Origin of the sequence: Massilia sp. CCM 8734, from assembly GCF_011682155.1 — a bacterium.
Taxonomy (GTDB): domain Bacteria; phylum Pseudomonadota; class Gammaproteobacteria; order Burkholderiales; family Burkholderiaceae_D; genus Telluria_A; species Telluria_A rubra.
This window is the reverse complement of record NZ_WHJI01000055.1, coordinates 18740-41849: the sequence shown is the minus strand read 5'-3', so window position 1 is coordinate 41849 and position 23110 is coordinate 18740. Positions and strand designations below refer to the sequence as shown.

The following is a 23110-nucleotide window of genomic DNA, read 5'->3' as shown; positions in this document are numbered from 1 at the left end:
GGGCGAGGCCAGATTTTGACGATTTCGCAGTGCCAATAGCGAGCTATTGGCCGAGAAAGCGGCGAAATATGGGCCGTCCCAGGTATTTTTGCAGCCGACGATCCCAAGTCCGACAGGCTGCTAGCCCTTGAGCATGCGAGCGCCGTCAACGATGATTTCAGAGCCTGGTGTCACCTGAGAGAAACGCCAACCCACATGGATTGGCGTTTTACGCGGGCGGGTCTCACCCGGAAGCAGGTCGAATGCGAGCGAGCCGCATGCTGTGAAAAACTTGCTTATCGGCGAGTGCAGACCGCGAAGCCGGCGCTTAGTTGCGGTGGGTTCGCAGTTGCGGACCCCGTCGGGACGGACTGGACCGTGATATTTGAGAAAGTGACGTTCGACAGGACCAAGTTCTGTCCAGATGGGCAGGTAAAGTTGCCGGCACCTGGAGCAGTGAGGATAAGACAGTCTGAAACCGTGCCGTTCTTATCGCTTGTGAATTGCGCGGATGTCGAGACGTCCGCATTGACCGTGGTCTTGTTTGCCGCGTTGGGGCATTGCCCACTTTTGGTTTGGCAAACGTAGGTCGCGCTTGCTATAGCCTTAGCGGTGATGCTGATTGACGCATTTTCTCCCAATCCTGCTACTTTGAAGCACACCTGCGCGTTGGTTCCGATCAGCGTCGACCTCACTTGCCCAACAAAGTGGGGATTAGCCGCGTGAACGGTGGCTGTTGCGCCTAACAGCGCCCCGCATATGGCCATCGTTTTTGCAAGGTGGTTTATTGTCAGTTTCATGATGTTACCCCTAAAAAATTCCTGCTACGAATACCTCTTTATTACTGTTACGCTACAAAGCGCCCGATCCCTCGATCGCTTACCGCGCCTGGCTGCATAGGTAAGATTAGGCTGCTGAAGCCTTGAGAATTTGTGCGATATCAGAGCGTGCGGTAAAGGGGCGGACCTATTTTTTACAGTTATTGATGAGCATTTCTGCATCGTCCGGGGGAAAAGATCGTTTGTTCAGGATCAAGAAGGATGTGGGTGTTTTCGCGCGCGGCGCGGATAATGAAATTATTCAGGGCAATGCCCGGCCTGTCCGCCGCTTCCTGCAATGTGGGTGCCTCAGCGCCGGATAAGCGGACCGTGAGGTCATCGTTTTCTTCCTTCGATTCCATGGCTGGCGCCTCGGCAGCGCAAAAAACCCGCTGCGGCGGGTTTTTTACGGCGCCACCATGTTTATCGCAACACGCCAAACGGGTTCGCCACCTTGACCGAGGCACTTTTCAAGAGCTCGACGGCAATCCCAAGTTCTTCCCATGAGAAACTCAGTTCGACAACGTGCGTCGTGGTTTTGCACAGGTCCGGGGCAATGCGCAAGATTTCCAGGGCCAGCGTGATTTTTCCCGCCGTGCCTTTGGTAAAGCGGATTTCAAAGTCTTTCTTGTCGGTGCAGCCGGTCGATGTGACCCAGATGGTCAGGTATTTCTCGTCGAAGCGCAGGCCGTGCAAGCGTTCCAGGGCATCTTTTTTGGCAATCATCGTGTCCATATCTACTCCATTGCAATGTTCAGGTCAGCCGGGACGGCCCTGATAGCAAATCATAGAAAAGCACGCCGTCCAGCGCTTAACCTGCGTCACGCTGCGTCCACATGACGCGAGGTGGCCGGCAGGACGACGGCACGGCTGGGTCAACGATTTCTGGTGCAATAATGTTACACAAGAATCATTTATGTTGCTTTGCGAGCACTTCATAACGTATCATCGATCGTTTTGCCCTATTGAAATGAAGGATGATTGAGATGAACGTTCGCGAAAAAGCCATGGTGAAGCTGGTGGGAGGCGCGATCGGCTTTGCCATTTTGTATGCGACCCTCCTGAAAAACGGGCTGGGCGATTCCGGTACGGGATCGCGTCTGAAGATGATGGCCGTGGCGGTCCCGGGTGCTTTCCTGCTGGCCGGCCTGATCGAACTGGTGACCGGCGCGCCGTTCCAGCAGGTGTCGACGCAGTGGGACAGCCTGCAGGGCTGGCAGCGCGGTGTGTTGGGAATCGTGATTGTGATCGTGTCGGCCATCGTCCTGATGGGAGCGATGGTGATGTTTGCATAGCAGGGGCAGGGCGCCCCTGGTGGCCGGGTAAGCGCCCGCCCCGGCTGGCGGGGCGGGCGCGGCGTCGCCGACGCGGCTTCGCCGGTGCACTTACTGGAAGGCCTGGATGCCGGTCTGCGCACGCCCCAGGATCAGCGCATGGATGTCATGCGTGCCTTCGTAGGTGTTGACCACTTCCAGGTTCACCATGTGGCGGATCACGCCGAACTCGTCCGAAATGCCGTTACCACCCAGCATGTCGCGCGCCACGCGGGCGATGTCCAGCGATTTGCCGCAGGAATTGCGCTTCATCATCGAGGTAATTTCCACCGCCGCCGTGCCGGCATCCTTCATGCGGCCCAGTTGCAGGCAACCTTGCAGGCCGAGCGTGATTTCGGTCTGCATGTCGGCCAGTTTCTTTTGCACCAACTGATTGGCCGCCAGCGGACGGCCGAACTGCACCCGGTCCATGGTGTACTGGCGCGCGATGTGCCAGCACGCTTCGGCCGCGCCCAGCGCGCCCCAGGCGATGCCGTAGCGGGCCGAGTTCAGGCAGGTGAACGGACCCTTCAGGCCGCGCACGTCCGGGAAGGCGTTTTCTTCCGGGCAGAACACATTGTCCATCACGATCTCGCCGGTGACCGAGGCGCGCAGGCCGAACTTGCCGTGGATCGCAGGCGCCGACAAACCGGCCATGCCTTTCTCGAGCACGAAGCCGCGGATCGCGCCTTCATCGTCCTTGGCCCAGACGACGAACACATCGGCCACCGGCGAATTCGTGATCCACATCTTGGAACCGCTCAGGGCGTAGCCGCCGGGAACCTTTTTAGCGCGGGTGATCATCGATCCCGGATCGGAACCGTGGTTCGGCTCGGTCAGGCCGAAACAGCCGATCCATTCGCCGGTGGCCAGTTTCGGCAGGTATTTCTGGCGCTGTTCTTCGGTGCCGAATTCATGGATTGGCACCATCACCAGCGACGACTGCACGCTCATCATCGAGCGGTAGCCCGAATCGATGCGCTCGACTTCGCGCGCGATCAGGCCGTAGGCCACGTAGTTCAGGCCCGGGCCGCCGTACTGTTCGGGAATGGTCGGGCCGAGCAGGCCCAGCTCGCCCATTTCGCGGAAGATGCTCGTGTCCATGCGCTCGTGGCGGAAGGCCTCGAGGATGCGCGGGGCCAGCTTGTCCTGGCAGTAGGCGGCGGCGGCGTCGCGCACCATGCGTTCATCATCGCTCAGCTGGAGGTTGAGCAACAGCGGGTCGTCCCAGTGAAACTTGGCTTTGCTCGGCGCATCGGATCGGGTCATGGCGGTTCCTGTCTCTGTTTTAGTATTGGAAATTGGAAAATGGTGCGAATGGCTGGATAAACCAAACTTGTATAGACTGCTTTTTGGGTGTCCGGATTTTACCGCGTTTGGGTGCTGCCGAATTGCCCGCCATGAAAAATGAGCGAGGCTTGCGGATGCACCGCGCATTCTTCGACTTCGCCCACGAAAATCACGTGGTCGCCTTCGGGATAGCGGCTGCGGTTATGGCACTCGAACCACGCCGACACGCCCTTCAGAATGGGCTGGCCGGTGCGCGAGAGCTCGTATTCGATATCGCCGAACGGGTTTTCGCTGCGCTTGGCGAAGCGTTGCGCCAGGTGCGCCTGGTCGGCGCCCAGCACGTTGATGACGTAGTGCGAATTGCCGCTGAAGATAGGCAAGCTGTTGGCAACGTTGCCGAGGCTCCACAACACCAGCGGCGGGTCGAGCGAGACCGAATTGAAGGAGCTGGCCGTCAGGCCACGGAAAGTGCCGTCGGCCAGGCGCGTCGTAATCACGGTCACGCCGGTGGCAAACTGCGACAGTGCCTGGCGAAACTGCGCCGTGTCGAATGCGCGCGAATCGGCGCGGGGTGAGCTAGTGTTCATTGTTGCCCTGTGGTTTATGACATTATGCCAAATTTTGGCGCCATCGGGCTTTTCCGACGCAGCCGGCCGCATCGATTGCAGGTGCATGCGGGGGCGCTTTGCGTTACAGTGATTCATATATCTATCCGTAACCGGAGGGAGCAATGAAAAACCAATCTGCGACCCAGGTGGCCATTCTGGGCGGCGGCTGCTTCTGGTGCCTGGAAGCGGTCTTTCTGGAAGCGCGCGGCGTGCTCAAGGTCGAGTGCGGATACATGGGCGGACAGGAAGAGCAGCCGACCTACGAGCAGGTGTGCGCCGGGGCCACCGGCCACGCCGAAGTGGTACGCATCGTGTTCGATCCGGACGCCGTCGATTACCGCGACCTGCTCGAAGTGTTTTTCACGATCCACGATCCGACCACCCCCAACCGCCAGGGCAACGACGTCGGCGCCCAGTACCGCTCGGTCATTTTCGTCGATTCGCCCGAGCAGGAAGCGACCGCGCGCCAGGTGATCGCCCAAATGGCCTGCGTCTGGGACGCGCCCATCGTCACCGAGGTGCAGCCGGCGTCGACCTGGTACAAGGCCGAGGACGAGCACCAGAATTACTTCAGCCGCAATCCGCTGCAAGGCTATTGCGCCCTGGTCGTGGCGCCCAAGGTCAGCAAGTTCCTGGCCACCTTCGGCGGGCGCCTGGCATGAGCGTCGCCGCCACCCGGGAACGCCGATGAAGGTCGTGATCGTCGACGACACGCACATCAACCTGGTGCTCATGTCGCGCCTGCTGGAAAAGCTCCCGGACGTCGACACGGTGGCCTTCCAGTCGGCGCCCGAAGCGCTGGCCTGGTGCCGCGCCCATCCCTGCGACCTGCTGGTGCTCGACTACATGATGCCGGACCTGAACGGGCTCGATTTCATCGCCGCGCTCGGGGGCGAGGCGCGCGAGCGAGCGCCGGTGCTGATGGTCACCGCCAGCCAAGAGGTGGAAGTGCGCCACCGCGCGCTGGAAAACGGCGCCAACGATTTCCTGATCAAGCCGATCGACAAGATCGAATTTTTGGCGCGCACCCGCAACATGCTCGAACTGCGGCGCGCCACCCTGGCCCTGCAAAGCCGCGCCAGCACGCTGGCGGGCGAAGTGGGCAAGGCCACCGCCGAACTGCGCGCGCGCGAACAGGAAACCATCCTGCTGCTGTGCCGCGCCTCCGAATACCGCGACCCCGAAACCGGCGCCCACATCCAGCGCATGGCCCATTACTCCTGCCTGATCGCGGCCGAACTGGGCCTGTCGAACGAGGAGCAGGCCTGCATCCTCAACGCCGCGCCCATGCACGATATCGGCAAGGTCGGCACGCCCGACCACATCCTGCTCAAGCCGGGCCGCCTCACGCCCGACGAAATGGACATCATGCGCCAGCACGCGCTAATCGGCTACAACATCCTCAAGGCCAGCGAAGCGAGCATGCTGCAGCTGGCCGCCGTGATCGCCCACACCCACCACGAGCGCTTCGACGGCCAGGGCTACCCCAACGGCTTGCAGGGCGAGGCCATTGCGCTGGTCGGGCGCATCGTCGCCGTGGCCGACGTGTTCGACGCCCTGACCAGCGTGCGTCCGTATAAAAACGCCTGGACCCTGGACGCCGCGCGCGCCTACCTGCTTGACAACAGCGGCAGTCACTTCGACCCGCAATGCGTGGACGCCTTGCTGCGGCGCTGGCCGGGGGTGCTCGAAATCCGCGAGCGCTTCCGCGATTGCGCGCGCCAGGACGCGGCGTAAGGGCCCATGCGGCACAAGCGACTGCTGCGCCAACTGCGGCGCGCGCTCGGCGTCAACAGCGAACGCGCCTTGCAGGAGCGCCTGGGCGGCTTGCGCGCGCTGGGCGACGCGCCCCTGGCCGAGGGCTTGAGCGCCTTGTTCGACGCCGTCTCGCGCAGTTACGAAGACGCCGAGCGCGACCTGCAGGTGCGCACCCGCATGCTCGACATCAGCTCGGCGGAACTGAATGGCGCCAACGACCAGTTGCGCGCCGAAGCGGCGCGCCAGGGCGAGGTGCTGCGCTCGCTGCAAGCGAGCCTGGGACGCCTGGCCATGCCGTCCGCCTTCACGGGTGACGAGGGCGCCACCGCCGATGACGATGATGACCTGCTCGGCCTCACCCGCGCCCTCGAGCAACTGGTGCGGCAGCGCGAAAGCGCGCGCGAGCTGACCGAGCAGATTCTCGACCAGCTGCCCATCCCCGTGTTCCTGAAAGACCGCCAGGGGCGTTTTGTCCGCTGCAACCGCCAGTTCGAGCAGTTCGCGCAGCGCACCCGCGACCAGATCGAGGGCCGCACCATCGACGACATCGGCCCGCGCACCTGGGCCGGCCTGACCCACGAGGAAGATGAACGCGCCTGGCGCAGCGGGCGCATGGTCACCAGCGAGCGCCGCCTGGCGCAGCGCGATCGGCCGCTCGACGTGGTGGTCAACCGCGTGGTGATCCGCAGCGGCGGCGAGCCGTACCTGCTGGGCTTTTCGATCGACGTCAGCGAACAGCGCGCCGCGCGCGACGCCATGCAGCACGCGGTCGAATCGGCGCAGGCGGCCAGCCGCGCCAAGAGCGAGTTCCTGGCCAATATGAGCCACGAAATCCGCACGCCGATGAATGGCATCCTCGGCATGACCGAACTGGTGCTCGAATCGCAGCTGGAACCGCAGCAGCGCGAAGACCTGGCGCTGGTCAAGGGCTCGGCCGACGCGCTGTTGACCATCATCGACGACATCCTCGACTTTTCCAAGATCGAAGCGGGCAAGCTCGAAATCGAAGACGTGCCCTTCGACTTGTGCGCGCTGGTGCGCGACACGGTACGTTCGCTGGCGCTGCCGGCGCGCCGCAAAGGGCTCACGCTCGATTGCCAGCTGCCGCCGCACCTGCCGCCGGCGATGAAGGGTGACCCGGGCCGGCTGCGCCAGGTGCTGATCAACCTGCTCGGCAACGCCATCAAGTTCACCAGCGAGGGCGGCGTGACGCTTGGCGTGAGCCTGCGGCGCGTGCTGGAACAGCGCTGCGACGTCGAATTCGCGGTGCGCGACAGCGGCATCGGCATCGCGCCCGACAAGCAGAAACTGATCTTCGACGCCTTTTCGCAAGTCGACGGCTCGACCACCCGCCAGTACGGCGGCACCGGCCTGGGACTGACCATCTGCCGCCGCCTGGTGATGCTGATGCAGGGCGATATCGCCGTCAGCAGCGAGCCCGGCGTCGGCAGCGTATTTCGCTTTACCGTGCCGCTGGGGCGGATGGCGCACGCCGTGCCGCAGGTGCGCGGCGCGCTGCCGCAAGCCGTGGCCGCACCGGCGGCGGGCGCGCCGCCGGTGTCGAAGGCGGGCCGCCTGCACATCCTGCTGGCCGAAGACAACCCGGTCAACCAGCGCCTGGCGCTGCGCCTGCTGGAAAAAATGGGCCATCGGGTGACCCTGGCCGACAACGGCGTCGACGCGCTCGACCACGCGCTGCACGGCGGCGCCGACCTGGTGTTGATGGATGTGCAGATGCCCGCCCTGGACGGCCTGGCGGCCACGCGCATCCTGCGCCAGTGGGAAGCGTCGGCGCCCGAGGGCGGCCACCTGCCGGTGGTGGCGATGACGGCGCGCGCGATGCAGGGCGACCGTGAACGCTGCCTGGAGGCGGGCATGGACGATTACCTGTCCAAGCCGGTCGACAGCGCGCGCCTGCGCGAGGTGGTGGCGCGGTTTCATGGCCGCGAGGCCGGCGCGGTGCTCGATTGGAACGGCGCCTTGCTACGCCTCGATGGCGACTGCGAACTGCTGTTCGAACTGGCCGCGCTGTTCATCGGCGACGGTCCGCAACTGCTGGACGCGCTCGAGCGGGCGCTGGCGGCGGGCGATCAGGAAGCATCGCAGCGCGCCGTGCACAGCCTGCAGGGCGTGCTGCTCAACTTCGGCGCGCAGCGCGCCATCGCTTGCACCGAACGGCTGGCCGCGCGCCTGCGCAACGGCGGGCCAGGCCTGTTGGCGCCTGCGCTGATGCACGACTTGGCCGCCGCCCTGCACGACGTCTACGCGGCGCTGGGCCAGCACCTGGGCGGCGCCTGAGGCCTTGCCGGCAGATTGCCTGCATCAATTCCTGATTCCCCTTCCCATTTTTTCGATGGCCGGTCCGCGTGTCGATGCTGCCCGCCGCCGTTTGTCGCCTGTCGATTCGGATAGGGGAGGCCCTATACGAAGCGTCAGGTACTCCGTCATGGCGCTCGGCTTATGCTGGGTCACGACTGCTGATCGTTGCCGACCCCAGGGAACCCCAACAAGCTGCCGCGCGGCGTCATTGTCGCCCTGCGATGCCCGCCGTACCTTCGTACGGCTGCGCTTGCCGGACGACACTTGCGCCGCTCGTTACGGTTTGTCGAGGCCCCCGCCAGTCGGCCGCGCCACCGGTCGCAAGCAATTTTTTTCAACGCGTCATTGTTGATTTTTTTTCAAATCCAGAGGAGTGCACGGACATGAATGAACAAGGCTTGGTGTTAGCGCTGAACGAAGATCAGATTCGGCAAATTCACGCCCTTAGCGGACAACGGATGACGTCGATCCGGATCGTCCCCGACTTCCCTGGCGTGCAGGGAGTGCAGGGCGCGCAGTCGGTGCAGGGCTATCAGGGCGCACAGGGATACCAGGGGCCGCAGGCTTCCGGCGGTTTCCAGGGGACGCAGGCCGTCATCGGCCCGCTCGGCTTCCAGGGCTCGGTCGGGCCGTTCGGCTTCCAGGGGCCGCAGGCGATGGTCGGCTTCCAGGGGCCGCAAGGTTTCTTCGGACCGTTCGGTTTCCAGGGTGCGCAGGGACCGGCAGGCTTTTTCAACCCGTTCGGCTTCCAGGGCAGCCAGGGACAGCAAGGTTACCAGGGGCCGCAGGCGGTGTTCGGCTTCCAGGGGCCGCAAGGCTTCGTCGGGCCGCTCGGATTCCAAGGCTTCGTCGGGCAGCAGGGCTACCAGGGACCCCAGGGCACCTTCGGTTACCAAGGTGGGCAGGGCTTCCAGGGACCGTTCGGCTTCCAGGGCCAGGGCTTCCCCGGCCAGGGCTTCCAGGGCTTCCCGGGGTCGCAAGGATATCAGCGCTACTAAGCTGACCCGGTAGCGGCGCTTCCCCATGGCTTGGGTGATCTGGCATTGCCCAGGCTATTTTTCCAGCTTCTCGCTGAGCCGCGCGGCGAGTGTCAGCAAGGTTCTTCTTCACCACCACAAAGTCAACAAGGGAGCTTTATTGTGAATTCATCAGAGGTATTTTTTCCGGCCGGATGGCTGGCCCTGAGCAGCGAGCAGTCGGCGCAGATCAAATCGGTGCTGGGCAAGGATGTCAGCGCCATTCCCGTGTATAACGTCGTGGCACTGGCGGGAAATAATGGCTACCAGCCGCTTGATGTGGTGCCGGGACTGGCCTGCCTGGTCGTGCACGAGGGCGCCCGGCAGCAATTCGGGGCGCACGACGAGTCGTTGCGGGCGCTGCCGGACGACATCGGACGCGAATCGCATGGCGGATCGTCGTTTGGCAGGGATGCCAGGTCGATGACGCACCAGGGCGACGACGAGGCTGCCAAGAACGCCAAGCTCAAACAAAAGTAACCGGCGCCGGGATGGGAGTGGCGCCACGCCACTCTTGCCGGGCACCGCCAGGACTGTTTTCAGGGGGGCACGGCTTCATGCCTGCGCGTACATGTAGCGCCGCGACCATGGCAGCGCGGCCGGATCGCGTCCCGCCCTGCCGCACACGATCTGGTACAAACTGATCCAGTCGTGCGTGAACGCATGCGTGCATCCGGCCAGGTACACCTGCCAGATGCGAAAGCGGCGCGCGTCCGTCAAGCCTTTGATGCGCTCGGCATTGGCCTCGAAATTCTCGGTCCACATGGCGCACGTGCGCGCGTAATGGCGCCGCAGGTTTTCCACATCGCGCACCTCCAGCCCGCCTTCCTGCATGGCCTTGACCACCGTGCCCAGGTGCGCCAGCTCGCCGTGCGGGAACACGTACCGGCTGATGAAGTCGCCGCCTCCGTGCGGCACGCCATGGCTGTCCGGATTGGTGGTGGTCAGCCCGTGGTTCATCGCCACCCCGTCGGGCGTGAGCAGCGTTGCCATGCGGCGAAAGTACGCGGGCAGCTGGCGCACGCCCACATGCTCGAACATGCCCACGCTGGTGATGCGGTCGAACTGGCCGCCGACATCGCGATAATCCTGCAGGCGGATCTCGACCTGCCCTGTCAAGCCGGCCCGTTCGACGCGCTCGCGGGCCAGCCGCGCCTGCTTATCGGACAGGGTGACGCCGACGCAGCGCGCCCCGTGCCGCTGGGCCGCGCGGATGGCCAGCGCGCCCCAGCCGCAACCGATGTCGAGCAGGCGGTGTCCCGGCCGCACGCCGATCTTGGTGAGGATATGGTCGATCTTCCTGAGCTGCGCCTCGGCCAGCGTTTCGTTGCCGTTCTCAAAATAGGCGCACGAATACACCATGTCCGGATCGAGCCAGGCGCCGTAGAATTCGTTGGACACGTCGTAGTGATAGCGCACCGCTTGCGCATCGTGCTTGCGCGTGTGGCCGCCGCCGAGCGCGTCGCCGACCGCGCCGAGCAGGCGCCCCAGCCCGAGTGCGGGCAGCTTGCTGGCCAGTGAATGACTGGCCAGCGCATTGACCACGGCAATCATGTCGTTGGCGCGCCCGCTGACGTCGATCGCGCCTTCCACATACGCGCGGCCGAGCTTGTACAGCGATGGCGACAGCAGGTAGCGCAGCGAACTGGCGCGCGGCACGCGCACGGTCACGCGCGGCGGATCGGGCGAAAAATCGAAGCGCTGGCCGTTCCACAACTCCACCCGCAAAGGCAGCGATGGCTGGCTGCGCAGGCCTTCGCTCCAGGCCTTCAGTTTGATCTGGTTGAACACGCACACCTCCGGACAATCGTTGCCGGCCGCTGTGCGCGCACACCGGCCGGTTAGGGTTGCAACCGTTCGCGCGCCCAGCTGCCGTCGCTTTGCAGCGTGTACACGATGCGGTCGTGAAAACGCGAGCGGCGTCCCTGCCAAAACTCGATGCGTTCAGGTACCAGGCGGAAGCCGCCCCAGTTGTCGGGACGTGGCGGCTCCTCGCCGTATTGCTTGGCTACAGCGCCGTAGTGTTGTTCCAGCGCGCCACGATTGGCGATTGGCTCGCTTTGCGCGGAAGCAATCGCGGCCAGCCGGCTTTTCAGCGGACGGCTGTGGAAGTACTTGTCGCTTTCTTCCGCAGAAGTGCGCTCTACCCTTCCTTCGATCCGGATCTGGCGTTCGAGTTCCGTCCAAAAGAACAGTAATGCCGCATGCGGGTTGCCGGCCAGCTGGCGGCCCTTCTGGCTGTTGTAGTTGGTGTACCAGGTAAAGCCGCGCGGATCGAACTGCTTGATCAGCACGATGCGCGAGCTCGGCCGGCCCTGTTCGTCCACGGTCGCCACGCTCATCGCGTTCGGCTCGTTGACCTGGGCCTTGAGCGCTTCCTCGAACCAGGTGGTAAATTGCACGAACGGATCGTCCGCCACGTCGCTCTCGTTCAGGCTGGCCTGGCCGTAATCCTTGCGCAGGCTGGCCACGGCGTCGCCGGTCGATGCCGGCTGCGGCGCCGGCGCGGCGCTTGGGGCGCCCGGCGCGATGCCGCGCCGTTGCTGCATGGCCTGGCCCAAGGTCGCCATCTGCCCGGCGCTGAACAGGCGCTTGGCCATCGGCGCGATATGGCCTTCCTCGCGCTCCATGTGGGCGCGGTACATGGTGGCGAAGCGCTGCACGTCGTGCTCGCGCAGCAGCGCGGCGCTGCCGTCGGCGATGGCGGACAGTTGCTCGTGCAGTTCTTGCCACATGCCGTCCATCTGGCGGTGCTCGTCGAGGATGCCGGGCACGAGCTGGGCCAGCAGCTCGGCGTCCGCGCCGCTGGCCGTGCTGCGCAGCATCGGCACCAGGTTCTGTTCTTCGTCTTCGTGATGGAGCGGCGCGGCCTGGTCGAAATACTTCATCACCGCGCGCGCGGCCTGGCGCGCTTCGTCGTCGGCGCCGTGGCTGGCCAGGTGCGGCAACAATTTTTCCAGGGTGGCCAACTGTTTGCGGATGCGGTCGTGACAGTGTTTCAGCACCGCGATCGGCTGGTCGAAACCGGGGGCGCTGTCGGGCAGGGCGTAGCTCATGGAGATTTCTCGCTTGTGGCTGGTGGCAAATACCCTGTTGGCGTTGACACGCGCTTTCGCGTTATTCGTTACACTCAAAACCGTCGTTCCCGCGCAAGCGGGAACCCAAGTTTTATCGAACCGCCACTGGCTGCGCAACGAACTTGGGTTCCCGCCTGCGCGGGAACGACGCAGTGACGTCACCGCCATCGGGAACATATTGCTCATTTTAGAGCAGTCTGTCCGGCCGCGTCCGTTAAAATGGCGGCATGAATACCATCACCACCCCCTCACTTCCCCCCGATACCAGCGAGGTCGACTTCGAGCGCCGCTTCGGCGGCATCGGCCGCCTGTACGGCGCCGCCGCGCTGGCGCGTTTCCGCTCCGCCCATGTGTGCGTGATCGGCGTCGGCGGGGTCGGCTCCTGGATCGTCGAGGCGCTGGCCCGTTCCGCCATCGGCCAGCTCACCCTGATCGATCTCGACAACGTGGCCGAATCGAACATCAACCGCCAGATCCAGGCCCTCACCGATACCGTCGGCCAGGCCAAGATCGGCGCGCTGGCCGAGCGCATCGCCCAGATCAATCCCTTCTGCAAGGTCAAGCTGATCGAAGAGTTCATCGATCCCGACAACCTCGACCAGATGATCGGCGCCCACCAGTACGACTACGTGGTCGACGCCATCGACAACGTCAAGGCCAAGGCCGCGCTGATCGCGTATTGCCGCGACCACCAGTTGCCGATGGTGATCATCGGCAGCGCCGGCGGCAAGACCGACCCCACCCGCATCGAACTGCGCGACCTGTCCAAAACCGAACAGGAGCCGTTGCTGAAACTGGTGCGCAAGCGCTTGCGCAACGATTACGGCTTTCCGCGCAGCCTGAAAACCAAGTTCAACGTCGATGCCGTGTTCTCGATGGAACCGTTGAGGATGCCCGAAGGCGAGAGTTGCGAGGTCGATGGCGACGGCATCACCGGCCTCAATTGCGCCGGCTTCGGCTCGAGCATGGTCGTCACCGCGACCTTCGGCATGGTGGCCGCCGGCCACGTGCTGCGCCGGCTTGCCGACGGTGCAATTGACGCGACTTCTGTGCAGGCGCCCGAGGCCTTGCTATCATAGCGTTGCAGAATTACCCAGTTTGACCGTTGTTCACTGAATCTTACTGAAAGAGATCACCTCATGCGTCGTCCTATTTCCGTATTCCTGATGTGCGCCGTCGCGGCATCGATGGCCCAGGCCGCCGGCCAGACGCCGCCCGCACCCGAGACGCCGCCGGCAGCGACCCAGGCCACGCCGCCCGCCGCTGACGCGCCGGTGGCCCCGGTCACGCCGGCGCCAGCGGCCCAGCCGCCCGCGCAAGCCCAGCCTGCCACGCCGCCAGGCACCGTGCTGCTGGCCGAGCCGGTGCTCGATCCCTTGGTCGCCACCGACATCAAGGTCGGCAGCGGCGCCGAAGCGACCGCCGGCAGCAAGGTGTTCGTGCATTACACCGGCTGGCTGTACAAGCCGATGGCGACCCGCCAGCGCGGCCGCCAGTTCGACTCCTCGCTCTCGCGCGGGGCGCCGCTCGAATTCGTGCTCGGCACCGGCCGCGTGATCAAGGGCTGGGACCAGGGCGTACTCGGCATGAAAGTGGGCGGCAAGCGCACCCTGGTCATCCCGAGCTACCTGGCCTACGGCAAGCGCGGCGCGCCGGGCGGCGGCATTCCGCCGGATGCTGATTTGATCTTCGACGTGGAACTTGTCAACGTCAAGTAAGTCCAACCATGACAGCGGGAGAGTGAGCATGAGAATCGCAAACGACGTCACTGAGTTAATCGGTAACACCCCGCTGGTCCGGATTCGCAAACTGGCGCAGGGCGCCGGCGCGGACATCCTCGCCAAGCTGGAGTTCTACAACCCGGCCCACAGCGTCAAGGACCGCATCGGCCTGGCCATGGTCGAAGCGGCCGAGGCGGCCGGCAAGATCGGCCCGGACACCGTCATCGTCGAGCCGACCAGCGGCAACACCGGCATCGCGCTGGCCATGGTGTGCGCGGCGCGCGGCTACCGCTGCAAGCTGGTCATGCCCGACACCATGAGCAGCGAGCGGCGCATGCTGCTGCGCGCCTATGGCGCCGAGCTGGTGCTCACGCCGGGTCCTGAAGGCATGCTCGGCGCCATCAAGGTGGCCGAGGAACTGGTGGTGGCCAATCCCAACTATTTCATGCCGCAGCAATTCAACAATCCCGCCAATCCCGATGTGCACCGCCGCACCACGGCCGAAGAAATCTGGCGCGACACCGACGGCAAGGTCGATATTTTGGTGGCCGGGGTCGGCACCGGCGGCACCATTACCGGCGTGGGCGAAGTGCTCAAGGCGCGCAAGCCGGGCTTCCAGGCCATCGCGGTCGAGCCGGAAGCGTCGCCCATGCTGTCCAAAGGGACCAAAGGTCCGCACCCGATCCAGGGCATCGGCGCCGGTTTCGTGCCGCAGGTGCTCAACCGCGCGGCCTTTGACGAAGTCATTTGCGTGAGCAATGACGCCGCTTTCGAGACCGCCCGCGCAGCCGCGCGCGAAGAAGGGCTGCTGGTCGGCATTTCGTCGGGCGCGGCGCTATGGGCCGCGATCGAAGTGGCGCGCCGTCCAGAAAACGCGGGCAAAGTGATCGTGACGATTATTCCATCGTTCGGCGAGCGCTATTTGTCCACGCCCTTGTTTGCCAACCTGGCGGGTTGAGGTGGTGAGCGGCGCTGGCGCTGTCTGACGCCCGGCGGGCGCTGCGTGTTCTGGCTGTTTTTCTGCGTCTTGCTCGCTACGCCGTTGGCCAGCCCGGTGGCGGCGTGGTGGCTGTCGCGGCAAGCGCCGCTGGTGCAGCGCCGCACGCTGGCGCTGCTCGCCGCCAGCGTGGTCGTGGTCGTGGGGGCGCTGGCGCTCGGCCTGTCCACGGCGAGCGTCGCGCTCAATGCGCTCTTGTGGCTTGTGGCCTGGCTGGCCTTCGCGGTGCTCGGCATGTCGGCCTACCGCCTTCGCCCCAGGGCGCTCGCCTACCTGCTTGGCTCCGTTGCAGCGGTTCCCGGCATCGCCGGATTGCTGTTCGCCACCGTTGGCGTGATGGGACTGATGGGCGCCGTGGCCGAGATCACTGGGCGGCATGCCGAACAGCTGGCGCCGCGCCTGCGCTGCTACGTCGATGTCGTTGAAGACCGCGACACCAGCGAACCGGCCTACGAAGTCACGCTCAAGCGCCAGTCGCCCGTGTTGCCCTGGTTCGAATACAGCCCGCGCACCTTGCGCCTGGACGACGTCGATATCGAGGCGACCCAAGCCTGCCGCCGCGCCTTTCCACCTTCCACGATCCAGCCAACCGGAGCATCACAATGAATGAGCTGCTCTACCGTCTGCAAGCCTGCATCGCCTCGCGTTTCCCCACCATGGCGGCGAACCTGAACCAGGGCGCCGGCGAGGCCGATATCGACGCCTTCGAGCGCGCCATCGGCAGGCCGCTGCCAGCATCCGTGCGCGCACTTTACCGTTGGCATGACGGCACTGCCAACAAGGGCGGCCACTACGTGCCTGGTCTGTTCTTCGGGCTGCCATTCCTGAGCCTGGACGACGCCTTGCGTCACTGGAAGAGAGACACGGATATCCTCGCTGAGTGTACGGATGAGCAACTCGCCAGTTTTGCCGCCGACTACACCTGCCTGCCGCCCGCCACCATTCGCCAGTGCGCCGCCAGCAGGGCCTGGATTCCGCTGGCCGACGACGGCGGCGGCGCGTATCTGGGCATCGACCTCGACCCGGACGCAGCCGGCAGCGCCGGCCAGGTGATCTCGTTCGGGTGCCGCGAATTCACGCGCGTGCGGGCCGGCGCGAGCCTGGAACACTTCCTGGAAGGCTTGCTCGGCTTGTACGACAACGGCGAGTACGAGATCGTGCAAGAAGATGACGAGGTGTTCAGCCTCGCCAGCGTAGGGCCGTACGCCACCCACTTCCTCGACTACCTGCGCCTGAAGGCGGAAGGCGCGCGATGATCGCCGTGCAAGTCATCGAAATCCGCTGGACCAAAGCCACCCGTGGCGCCCCGCGCGCCAACGAACGGGCGGTGCTGCCACGCGCCTTTGCGCTGTTGCAGACCGGCGCGGCGTATTGCTACCAATATTACCTGATGCATGAGCGCGACGGTTTTGCCGCCGTCTTGAAGAAAGAAAAACAGGTCGATCATGCCCCGCTCAAGGAGCGCAGCCTGGTGCTGTCCCCGCGCGACGATGGCTCGCTGGCGCTCGGCTTGAAATGGGAACCGTCCGAAGGCCAGCCGCGCCGCTGCGCGAGCAACTCGGCCATCCGGCTCGCGCCCGGCCAGACCGCGCGCCTGGTGCTCAACGGCCGCCACGCGTCGTACATCGGCCAGGAATACGCCGAAGTGATCTACAACGTGGCCTTTGGCGAAACCATCGCGCGCGACTGCTTCCTTGGTCGCGAGCCCGACCAGCAATTGAGCCTGGCCGCGCACCTGTTTTAAGCAATCAGCAGCCCGGAACGCAAAGGCGGCGCCATCAAGGTGCTTTTTCGCCATTCGGAACAGCATCTTCACCGTTCCGGTATCCCGTCATCGGGCGCCTGTTTTTCGGTTCCGGGCCAGGGCGCCGCGATGACGCAATTGCGTCCCTGCATCTTGGCCGCATACAAGGCGCTGTCGGCGCGATGCAGCAGTTCGGTCATGTCCATCGCATTGGCGGCGTTCACCGAGGCGATGCCGATGCTGACCGTGACGGCGATCACGCCATACGCGGTCGGCACGCTGGTGTCGGCCATGACGCCGCGCATCCGTTCGGCGACGAAGAGGGCGTGTTGCGGATCGCAGTCGGGCAGCACGGCGAGCAGTTCCTCGCCGCCGTAACGTCCGAACGCGTCGTAATTTCTCAGCGTGGATGCCATGCGGCGCGTCGCTTCGCGCAGCACCTCGTCGCCCGCGAGGTGGCCGTAGCTGTCGTTGATGCGCTTGAAGTGATCGAGGTCGGCAAAGATCAGGGACAGGCAATTGGACGCCCTGGCCTGGCGCGCCATTTCCTTTTGCAGCAGGTCGAGGATCGCGCCACGGTTGAAGATGCCGGTCAGGGCGTCGCGCGTGGCCTGCCTGCGCAATTCATGTTCCAGGTCGACGATGCGGCGCCCCGCGCGTACGCGCACCCGCATTTCTTCGGCGATGAAGGGCTTGGCGATATAGTCGTCGGCCCCGGCGTTCATGGCCGCGACGATGAATTCGGTCTCCGTGCGCGAGGTCAGCATGATCATGTAGACATAGCGCGCCATGCCGGCCTGGCGGATGTTGTGGCAGACGTCGATGCCGTCCCGTCCCGGCATCATCCAGTCCAGCACCGCCAGCAAGGGGCCGTCCTCCTGGCGCAGGATCGCTTCGGCGGCCAGACCGTCGGTGGCGACCACGACCTCGTAGCCCCATTCGGAGAGCACGTCCTGCAGATAGAAGACAGAGACCGGATCGTCATCGGCGACAAGTACTTTCATTGGTTCAGTTCCAGGGTCGTGGCAAGGGTGGCGGCCAGTTCGTCGATGCACTGCGCCAGGCGGCGTGCCGCACTGTCGAGTTCCTCATGGCTGGCCTGCTTGCCGTGGCGCGCCAGCACTTCGAGCGCTCCCGCGGCCTGCGCCGTGGCTTCGCCGGCCAAGGTCGCGGCCGCACCCTTGACCCGGTGCGCCGCGCGTTCGAGCAGGAGGACATCGGGCCGGTCGCGGGCGCCGTGCAACTGGCGCACCAGTTCGGGTGCGGTGTCGATGAAGGATCTTGCCATGAGAATGAGCAAATTGCGTTTCCCGCGTGCGCGTTCGAGCGCCAGGTCGTGGTTGAAGACGCATGCGGCGGGTGCCATGGCCGCTTGCGGGGGCGCCGTGTCCGGGGCCGCCGCCGGCGCCGTCCATGGGCGTTCCAGGCAGGCGTACAGATCGAGCGGTTCGATCGGTTTCGACAGGTAGTCGTCCATGCCCGCGTCCAGGCAGGTCTGGCGGTCGCCCGACATCGCATGGGCGGTCACCGCCACGATATGGATATGCGCGCCGCTCACCGCTTCGCGGCGGCGGATTTCGGCGGTGGTCTGATAGCCGTCCATCTCCGGCATCTGGCCATCCATCAGAATGACATCGAAGTCTTCGCTCTCGAGTATCCGCAACACCTCGACGCCGTTGCCGACCACGCTGAAGGCGTGCCCACGGCTACGCAACAATTCGCTGATCAGCATCTGGTTGATGGGATGGTCGTCGGCGACCAGCACGCGCAAGCGCTTTTGCAGGGGCGGCGCGGGTGGCTGCGCGCCAGGCGAGGCGCTATGCGAGGCCCCCGCCTGCAAGGCGGGCAGCGGGCCGTCGGCCTTGCCCTTGACGATCCCCAACAGGGCGTTGAACAGCTCCGAGTGCCTGACGGGCTTTTTGATAAATTCCGTCACCCCCGCCTCCACGCAGGCTTGCAGCGCGGCGCCGCCGTCCCGCAGCGGCAGCATGGCGATGAGCGATGCCGGCGTCAGCCCGGCGGCGCCAAGTGCGCTGGCCAGGGCTGCGCCGTCGTCGAGCAGCGTTGCGCTGCAGATGGCGGCGCAAAACGGTTCCGCCGCCGGCGCGCCGCCGGCCAGTTGCAGATGGCCAGCCAGGGCGGCCTTGCCTTGCACCAGGGTGGGAAGCATTTTCCAGCTGCGCAGCAGGTTGACGATAATCTGGCCGGAGGTGGCGTTGTCATCGACCACCAGTACCGGCTTGTACTGCAGTCCGGCGTGGCCCGGAACCGACTCCAGCCCTGCCGGGTGCTGCGCGAGCTGGACCGAGACCGTGAAATAGAATTGCGTGCCCATGCCCGGTTCGCTGTCGACCCACAGCCGGCCTCCCATCAGGTTCACCAGCTGGGAGACGATGGCCAGTCCCAGCCCGGTACCGCCGTACTGGCGGGTGGTGGAGGCGTCGGCCTGGACGAACGACTCGAAAATATGCTCCTGCTGCTGGCGTGAAATGCCGATACCCGTGTCGCGCACGCCGAGCAGCAGTTCGGCGCACCCGTCATGCTGCGACTGCAGGGCGACCGTCAGCACGACTTCGCCGCGCGCGGTGAACTTGATCGCGTTGCTGGCCAGGTTGATCAGGATCTGCGCCAGCCGGCCCTTGTCGGCGACGATCATGCGCGGTACCTCGGGTGCGATGTCGAAGGCCAGTTCCAGGCGTTTTTCCGCCGCGCCCGCCGCCAGGGTGCGGAAGATATTGGCGATTTCTTCGCGCAGGTCGAATGCCGTTTTCTCCAGAACAAGTTTCTTGGCCTCCATCTTGGAAAAGTCGAGGATATCGTTTAACAGGCGCAGCAGGGAGTCGGCCGACGATTCGATCAGTGTCATGTACTCCTGCTGTTGGTCGGAGAGCCCGGTTTTCAGCACCAGCCGCGTGAAGCCGATAATGCAATTCATGGGCGTGCGGATTTCATGGCTCATGTTGGCCAGGAATTCGCTCTTCGCTTCATTGGCCGCTTCGGCTTTGTGCTTGGCTTCCTGCAACTGGATTTCAAACTTCTTGATGGCGGTGACGTCGTGGTCGGTCCCGCGGTAGCCGATGAACGTGCCGTCGGGGTCGAACACCGGTACCGACGACGATTCCAGATAGCGATCGCTGCCGTCGCGGTGGCGCCAGCGTATCAGCCAGCTGTTCCACCCTTCGCCTTTCTGTTGCAGATGCAGGATGGTGGCGGCGACGCCGGCCCGTTCGTCTGGGTGGACATAGCGCAGCATGCCCTTGCCGGTCAGTTCATCCGGCGCGTGGCCGAGCATGGCCTCGACCGCCGGGTTGGAATACAGGATGCGGCCGTCCCTGTCGAGCGACCATATCCAGTCTTTGGTGGTCTCCACGATCGAGCGGAACTTTTCCTCGCTCAACCTGAGCCGGTCTTCGGTCCGCTTGCGGTGGGTGATGTCGTTGTACAAGCACAGCAGATGGGGCGCGCCGGACAGCTCCACCACATCGGCCGACAGCAGCACGCTGATCACGGCGCCATCGGCGGTGCGCATGGCCGCTTCCACGTCGCTGATCGAGCCTTCCCGGCGCAGCCGCTCCATCATGGCTGCATGGGCCGCCGGCGCGAACCAGTCATCGAGCGGCGCGGCGGGACGGGTCAGCAGCGCGCTGCGTTCCTGTCCGATCAGTGCGCAAAATGCATCGTTGACTTCCAAAAAGGCGCCATCGGGCATGCTGCTGACGGTAATCGCAACCGGACTCATGCTAAAAATCTTGGAAAAACGTTCTTCCAGCTGGTGCATGCGTTCTTCGACATTCTTGCGCTCGCTAATGTCCATCATGGCGCCGATCATGCGCACTGCCTCGCCGTGCGCGTCGTGGATGATGTAGCCGCGATCGTGGACATAGGCAAACGTGCCGTCCGCGCGGCGGAAGCGGTACTCGCCGGTCCAGTACTGGCCGCCCGCGTGGATTTCATGCTCGACTTCGCGCGTGACCCAATCGCGGTCGTCCGGATGGATCTGGTCGACCCACCACTGGGCCGGCGTTGCCGTCGTGGCCAGCTCGTGACCGAAGGTGTGCGCAATGCCCGCGTTCCACCAGATCTCGTCGATCGCGAAGTCCCAGTCCCACACCGTATCGTTGGTGGCGCGCGCAACCAGGTTGAAACGGTCCAGCGTCTTGCGCAGGTCGTCCTCGGCGCGCTTGCGCTCGCTGACATCGACCCCCACCATCGCGTACGAACCGGCTTCGCCCTCCAGGTGCTCGATGCGCACCACTGAAAACAAGAAGGGGACCACGTTGCCGCTGCGCGTGCACAAGGCAAATTCGCCGCGCCAGGCGGCAAGCGATGCTTCACGGAAAATATCCTGCAAATAGCCGCTGTCGCTCCCGGGGCAGGCGAATTGATCCATCGACAGGCCGTCGCAGTCTTCGTGTTCCGCAATGCCAAGCAGGTCGCGCCCGGCGCCGTTGAGATACAAAATGTTCTGCTCTTCGGAAACGAAGGCCACCAGGTTGGGGGTGGCGTCGAGGAAGGCGCTAAAGCGCGAACTGACTTCGGAAGCCCGGCGCTCGTCGCTGATGTCGCGCAGGATTGCCACCGACAAGCGTCCCCCTTCGTGCAGCGCTTCGCGAACGGCAATGTGCAGGGGGAACAGACTGCCATCCTTGCGTTTGCCGTGCACTTGCATCCCTCGCGCGCTGTCGTGCCGCGCCGGTCCGCCCGGCTGCCCGATGGCGGGCGGGCCGGCCGGAATCAGCCCGGCCAGGGCGGTATCGAGCACCTCCGGCGCCGCATAGCCGAACATGGCGGCGGCGGCCGGATTGATCGACTTGATGCGGCCATGCTCGTCGATGGTGAGCAAACCCTCGGCCATATTGTCGAGCACCGCCTGGATCTTGGCCTCGCCCGCGCGTGCCTTTTGCTTGGCCGCCAGCAGGGCCGAGATCAGCGGGGACACTTGCCAGTGTAAAAGAAACATTCCGCACATAAAGAGTATGGCCAGCACCGCCACCATATACGTTGTTTGCGTGCGGATCGGCTCGTACAATTCGACGGCGTCTTCTTTCACCACCAGGCCCAGGCCGGTGGCGCCGATCGGCCCGTAGGCGGCGACCACCATCCGTCCCCGGTAATCTCTTGCCACGGTCAGTCCGGTATGGCCATCGAGTGCCAGGCTCATCGGCAGGCTGGCTCCGTTGCGTATCCGCAGCGCCCCGGTAAAACCGCCCGGGTGCAGGCGGGTCGGCAGGCAATTCATGCGGCCGCTGCCGCTGGCCGCGCAAATCGCAATATCGCCGCTTTTTCCCAGGAGCGCGGCATCGGCCAGCAGGGTTTGTACGATGGGCAAGTTGCGCTCGGCGACGATGGTGCCGATGACGGTCGCCCCCGTGTGCACCGGCACCGCTATCTTCAATCTGGGCACAGTCGACCAGGAAAGTTCCTGCTCATTGTTCAAGCGCAAGGTGACGGACGCGCTGGTCGCGGGCGCGCCGGCGCGCAGCAGCGCGCTCCCCTTGCCGGTCAGTGCGGCGACCGAGGAGTAGCCGTCGCTGAGCAAGTGATGCTCCAGCTCGGTCTCATCGGCCGCCGGCCCGGCGGCGGCGGCGCGCGCGTATTCCTTGAGCAGGGCAGGGTCGCTGGCAAGCGAACGGGCCTGCAAGCGGGTGTTTTCCAGCACGAAGTTCAACAACTGGGCGCGATTCGAATGCGCCGCCCGCATATTCAGGTGCAAGGCCGCCTCGGTGCGGTGGGCCGACATGACCGAGCTGATCATCCCGGCCGTCAGCGCCATCGACAGCAGGATGACCGTCGCGATCGCGGTGATGCGCTTGTCGCCGCGCTCGCGCCTGAAGCCGCTTTCCTTGACGGTGCGGTACCAGCGCAGCCACAGCGCACTGCCGAGCAACAGGACGCCGAACGCCGTGTGCGGCGCCATCCCGACGAATTGATACCCTTCGTAGAGCAGCGCCAGCTTGAGCGAGTGGCCGGTCATGCCGACGATCCCGAGCGATACCAGCGCCAGGCACAGCAGCTGGACGGTCCAGCCGACGACGCGTGTCGCGCGTTGCCGCTCCTGCAGCAAGAGAGCGGCGCCGGCCAGCCAGAAACCCAGGCAAGTGAGCGGCGACATGCGTCCGGGATGGGGGTTGGGGTCGGCCAGCCACACATCGACGAACAGCTGGTCGATATGGAGGTCGATGCCGGTCAGGTTTTGCAGGCCGACTAGGCCCGCCACGCCCAGCATGGCCGCGCAGGCCCCGCCACGCACGGCGCGCCCCAGCGGCGCTTGCCGGTCGGAAATCGCGAGGGCGATACCGGCAAGTATGAAACACAGCGCCGTGTTGAACACCATCGCGACCGCGCCGGGCAGCGGTTGCACCAGATCGCGCAGGCGCAGGCCCCAGCCGGCGATCACGACAGCGCCCAGCAGCATCAGCAATGCCCCAAGCGATCGTTGAAGCTGTGAGAATGTCAACACTGAAGCCTTT

The 23110-nt window shown here is 64.8% G+C and carries 20 protein-coding genes; 12 read left to right on the top strand and 8 right to left on the bottom strand.

Annotation, left to right across the window (positions count from 1 at the left end; translation table 11 throughout):
* Positions 1-958: 958 nt before the first annotated feature.
* Positions 959-1159: a hypothetical protein gene (locus F2P46_RS32045; RefSeq protein ID WP_166898072.1), complete on the bottom strand. Its 201-nt coding sequence runs from the start codon at positions 1157-1159 to the stop codon at positions 959-961.
* A gap of 61 nt (positions 1160-1220) precedes the next feature.
* Positions 1221-1532 carry a hypothetical protein gene (locus F2P46_RS32040; protein ID WP_166898070.1) on the bottom strand — a complete coding sequence of 104 codons (312 nt, stop codon included), beginning with the start codon at positions 1530-1532 and terminating at the stop codon, positions 1221-1223.
* A 251-nt stretch (positions 1533-1783) separates the two neighbouring features.
* On the opposite strand from F2P46_RS32040, the gene F2P46_RS32035 reads away from it, so the two are divergent.
* Positions 1784-2092: a hypothetical protein gene (locus tag F2P46_RS32035; protein ID WP_166898068.1), complete on the top strand. Its 309-nt coding sequence runs from the start codon at positions 1784-1786 to the stop codon at positions 2090-2092.
* A gap of 90 nt (positions 2093-2182) precedes the next feature.
* On the opposite strand, the gene F2P46_RS32030 is transcribed toward F2P46_RS32035, so the two are convergent.
* Positions 2183-3379: an acyl-CoA dehydrogenase gene (locus F2P46_RS32030; RefSeq protein WP_166898066.1), complete on the bottom strand. Its 1197-nt coding sequence runs from the start codon at positions 3377-3379 to the stop codon at positions 2183-2185.
* Between the two features lie 98 nt (positions 3380-3477).
* The gene (locus F2P46_RS32025; RefSeq protein ID WP_166898065.1) at positions 3478-3987 is read right to left on the bottom strand and encodes a flavin reductase family protein; all 510 of its coding nucleotides are present in this window, start codon (positions 3985-3987) and stop codon (positions 3478-3480) included.
* A gap of 143 nt (positions 3988-4130) precedes the next feature.
* Here F2P46_RS32025 and msrA point away from each other — a divergent pair, with 143 nt between their 5' ends.
* From msrA to F2P46_RS32000, 5 genes are all read left to right on the top strand, one after another.
* Positions 4131-4670 carry a peptide-methionine (S)-S-oxide reductase MsrA gene (gene msrA, locus F2P46_RS32020; protein ID WP_166898063.1) on the top strand — a complete coding sequence of 180 codons (540 nt, stop codon included), beginning with the start codon at positions 4131-4133 and terminating at the stop codon, positions 4668-4670.
* A gap of 25 nt (positions 4671-4695) precedes the next feature.
* A complete protein-coding gene (locus F2P46_RS32015) occupies positions 4696-5745 on the top strand; it encodes an HD domain-containing phosphohydrolase (RefSeq protein ID WP_166898061.1) in 1050 nt (349 codons plus the stop codon).
* 6 nt (positions 5746-5751) lie between these two features.
* Entirely contained in the window at positions 5752-8064 is a 2313-nt protein-coding gene (locus F2P46_RS32010) for an ATP-binding protein (RefSeq protein WP_229509543.1), read from the top strand.
* 515 nt (positions 8065-8579) lie between these two features.
* Complete coding sequence (locus tag F2P46_RS32005) at positions 8580-9083, top strand: hypothetical protein (protein WP_208296859.1); 504 nt, start codon at positions 8580-8582, stop codon at positions 9081-9083.
* Positions 9084-9224: 141 nt separating this feature from the next.
* Positions 9225-9581 (top strand): hypothetical protein, encoded by a 357-nt coding sequence (locus tag F2P46_RS32000; protein ID WP_166898058.1) that lies wholly within the window; start codon positions 9225-9227, stop codon positions 9579-9581.
* Positions 9582-9656: 75 nt separating this feature from the next.
* Here the strand turns inward: F2P46_RS32000 and F2P46_RS31995 are convergent, their stop codons facing one another.
* On the bottom strand, positions 9657-10892 hold the full coding sequence (locus tag F2P46_RS31995) for a cyclopropane-fatty-acyl-phospholipid synthase family protein (RefSeq protein WP_166898056.1): 1236 nt from the start codon (positions 10890-10892) through the stop codon (positions 9657-9659).
* A gap of 50 nt (positions 10893-10942) precedes the next feature.
* The gene (gene pdxH, locus F2P46_RS31990; protein ID WP_166898055.1) at positions 10943-12157 is read right to left on the bottom strand and encodes a pyridoxamine 5'-phosphate oxidase; all 1215 of its coding nucleotides are present in this window, start codon (positions 12155-12157) and stop codon (positions 10943-10945) included.
* A 248-nt stretch (positions 12158-12405) separates the two neighbouring features.
* On the opposite strand from pdxH, the gene F2P46_RS31985 reads away from it, so the two are divergent.
* The 6 genes from F2P46_RS31985 to F2P46_RS31960 are packed head-to-tail and all read left to right on the top strand — an operon-like array spanning position 12406 to position 16640.
* The gene (locus F2P46_RS31985) at positions 12406-13257 is read left to right on the top strand and encodes a ThiF family adenylyltransferase (protein WP_166898053.1); all 852 of its coding nucleotides are present in this window, start codon (positions 12406-12408) and stop codon (positions 13255-13257) included.
* A 60-nt stretch (positions 13258-13317) separates the two neighbouring features.
* Positions 13318-13896, top strand: a complete 579-nt coding sequence (locus F2P46_RS31980; RefSeq protein WP_229509542.1) for an FKBP-type peptidyl-prolyl cis-trans isomerase — start codon at positions 13318-13320, stop codon at positions 13894-13896.
* A gap of 28 nt (positions 13897-13924) precedes the next feature.
* Entirely contained in the window at positions 13925-14857 is a 933-nt protein-coding gene (gene cysK / locus F2P46_RS31975; protein WP_166898051.1) for a cysteine synthase A, read from the top strand.
* 45 nt (positions 14858-14902) lie between these two features.
* On the top strand, positions 14903-15502 hold the full coding sequence (locus F2P46_RS31970; protein WP_166898050.1) for a hypothetical protein: 600 nt from the start codon (positions 14903-14905) through the stop codon (positions 15500-15502).
* Positions 15499-16152 (top strand): SMI1/KNR4 family protein, encoded by a 654-nt coding sequence (locus F2P46_RS31965; RefSeq protein ID WP_166898048.1) that lies wholly within the window; start codon positions 15499-15501, stop codon positions 16150-16152. Before F2P46_RS31970 ends, F2P46_RS31965 begins: the two co-directional genes overlap by 4 nt.
* Complete coding sequence (locus F2P46_RS31960) at positions 16149-16640, top strand: hypothetical protein (protein WP_166898046.1); 492 nt, start codon at positions 16149-16151, stop codon at positions 16638-16640. Before F2P46_RS31965 ends, F2P46_RS31960 begins: the two co-directional genes overlap by 4 nt.
* 68 nt (positions 16641-16708) lie before the next feature.
* Here F2P46_RS31960 and F2P46_RS31955 read toward each other — a convergent pair whose 3' ends face one another.
* Together F2P46_RS31955 and F2P46_RS31950 are read right to left on the bottom strand one after the other, a co-directional pair.
* Positions 16709-17644, bottom strand: a complete 936-nt coding sequence (locus F2P46_RS31955) for a diguanylate cyclase (RefSeq protein ID WP_166898045.1) — start codon at positions 17642-17644, stop codon at positions 16709-16711.
* On the bottom strand, positions 17641-23100 hold the full coding sequence (locus F2P46_RS31950) for a PAS domain S-box protein (RefSeq protein ID WP_166898043.1): 5460 nt from the start codon (positions 23098-23100) through the stop codon (positions 17641-17643). Before F2P46_RS31950 ends, F2P46_RS31955 begins: the two co-directional genes overlap by 4 nt.
* Between the last annotated feature and the right edge of the window lie 10 nt (positions 23101-23110).

Coding starts and splice junctions, on each gene's coding strand:
- F2P46_RS32045 (WP_166898072.1), bottom strand. CDS start 1,159: ATGGAATCGAAGGAAGAAAACGATGACCTCACGGTCCGCTTATCCGGC.
- F2P46_RS32040 (WP_166898070.1), bottom strand. CDS start 1,532: ATGGACACGATGATTGCCAAAAAAGATGCCCTGGAACGCTTGCACGGC.
- F2P46_RS32035 (WP_166898068.1), top strand. CDS start 1,784: ATGAACGTTCGCGAAAAAGCCATGGTGAAGCTGGTGGGAGGCGCGATC.
- F2P46_RS32030 (WP_166898066.1), bottom strand. CDS start 3,379: ATGACCCGATCCGATGCGCCGAGCAAAGCCAAGTTTCACTGGGACGAC.
- F2P46_RS32025 (WP_166898065.1), bottom strand. CDS start 3,987: ATGAACACTAGCTCACCCCGCGCCGATTCGCGCGCATTCGACACGGCG.
- msrA (WP_166898063.1), top strand. CDS start 4,131: ATGAAAAACCAATCTGCGACCCAGGTGGCCATTCTGGGCGGCGGCTGC.
- F2P46_RS32015 (WP_166898061.1), top strand. CDS start 4,696: ATGAAGGTCGTGATCGTCGACGACACGCACATCAACCTGGTGCTCATG.
- F2P46_RS32010 (WP_229509543.1), top strand. CDS start 5,752: ATGCGGCACAAGCGACTGCTGCGCCAACTGCGGCGCGCGCTCGGCGTC.
- pdxH (WP_166898055.1), bottom strand. CDS start 12,157: ATGAGCTACGCCCTGCCCGACAGCGCCCCCGGTTTCGACCAGCCGATC.
- F2P46_RS31985 (WP_166898053.1), top strand. CDS start 12,406: ATGAATACCATCACCACCCCCTCACTTCCCCCCGATACCAGCGAGGTC.
- F2P46_RS31980 (WP_229509542.1), top strand. CDS start 13,318: ATGCGTCGTCCTATTTCCGTATTCCTGATGTGCGCCGTCGCGGCATCG.
- cysK (WP_166898051.1), top strand. CDS start 13,925: ATGAGAATCGCAAACGACGTCACTGAGTTAATCGGTAACACCCCGCTG.
- F2P46_RS31965 (WP_166898048.1), top strand. CDS start 15,499: ATGAATGAGCTGCTCTACCGTCTGCAAGCCTGCATCGCCTCGCGTTTC.
- F2P46_RS31960 (WP_166898046.1), top strand. CDS start 16,149: ATGATCGCCGTGCAAGTCATCGAAATCCGCTGGACCAAAGCCACCCGT.
- F2P46_RS31955 (WP_166898045.1), bottom strand. CDS start 17,644: ATGAAAGTACTTGTCGCCGATGACGATCCGGTCTCTGTCTTCTATCTG.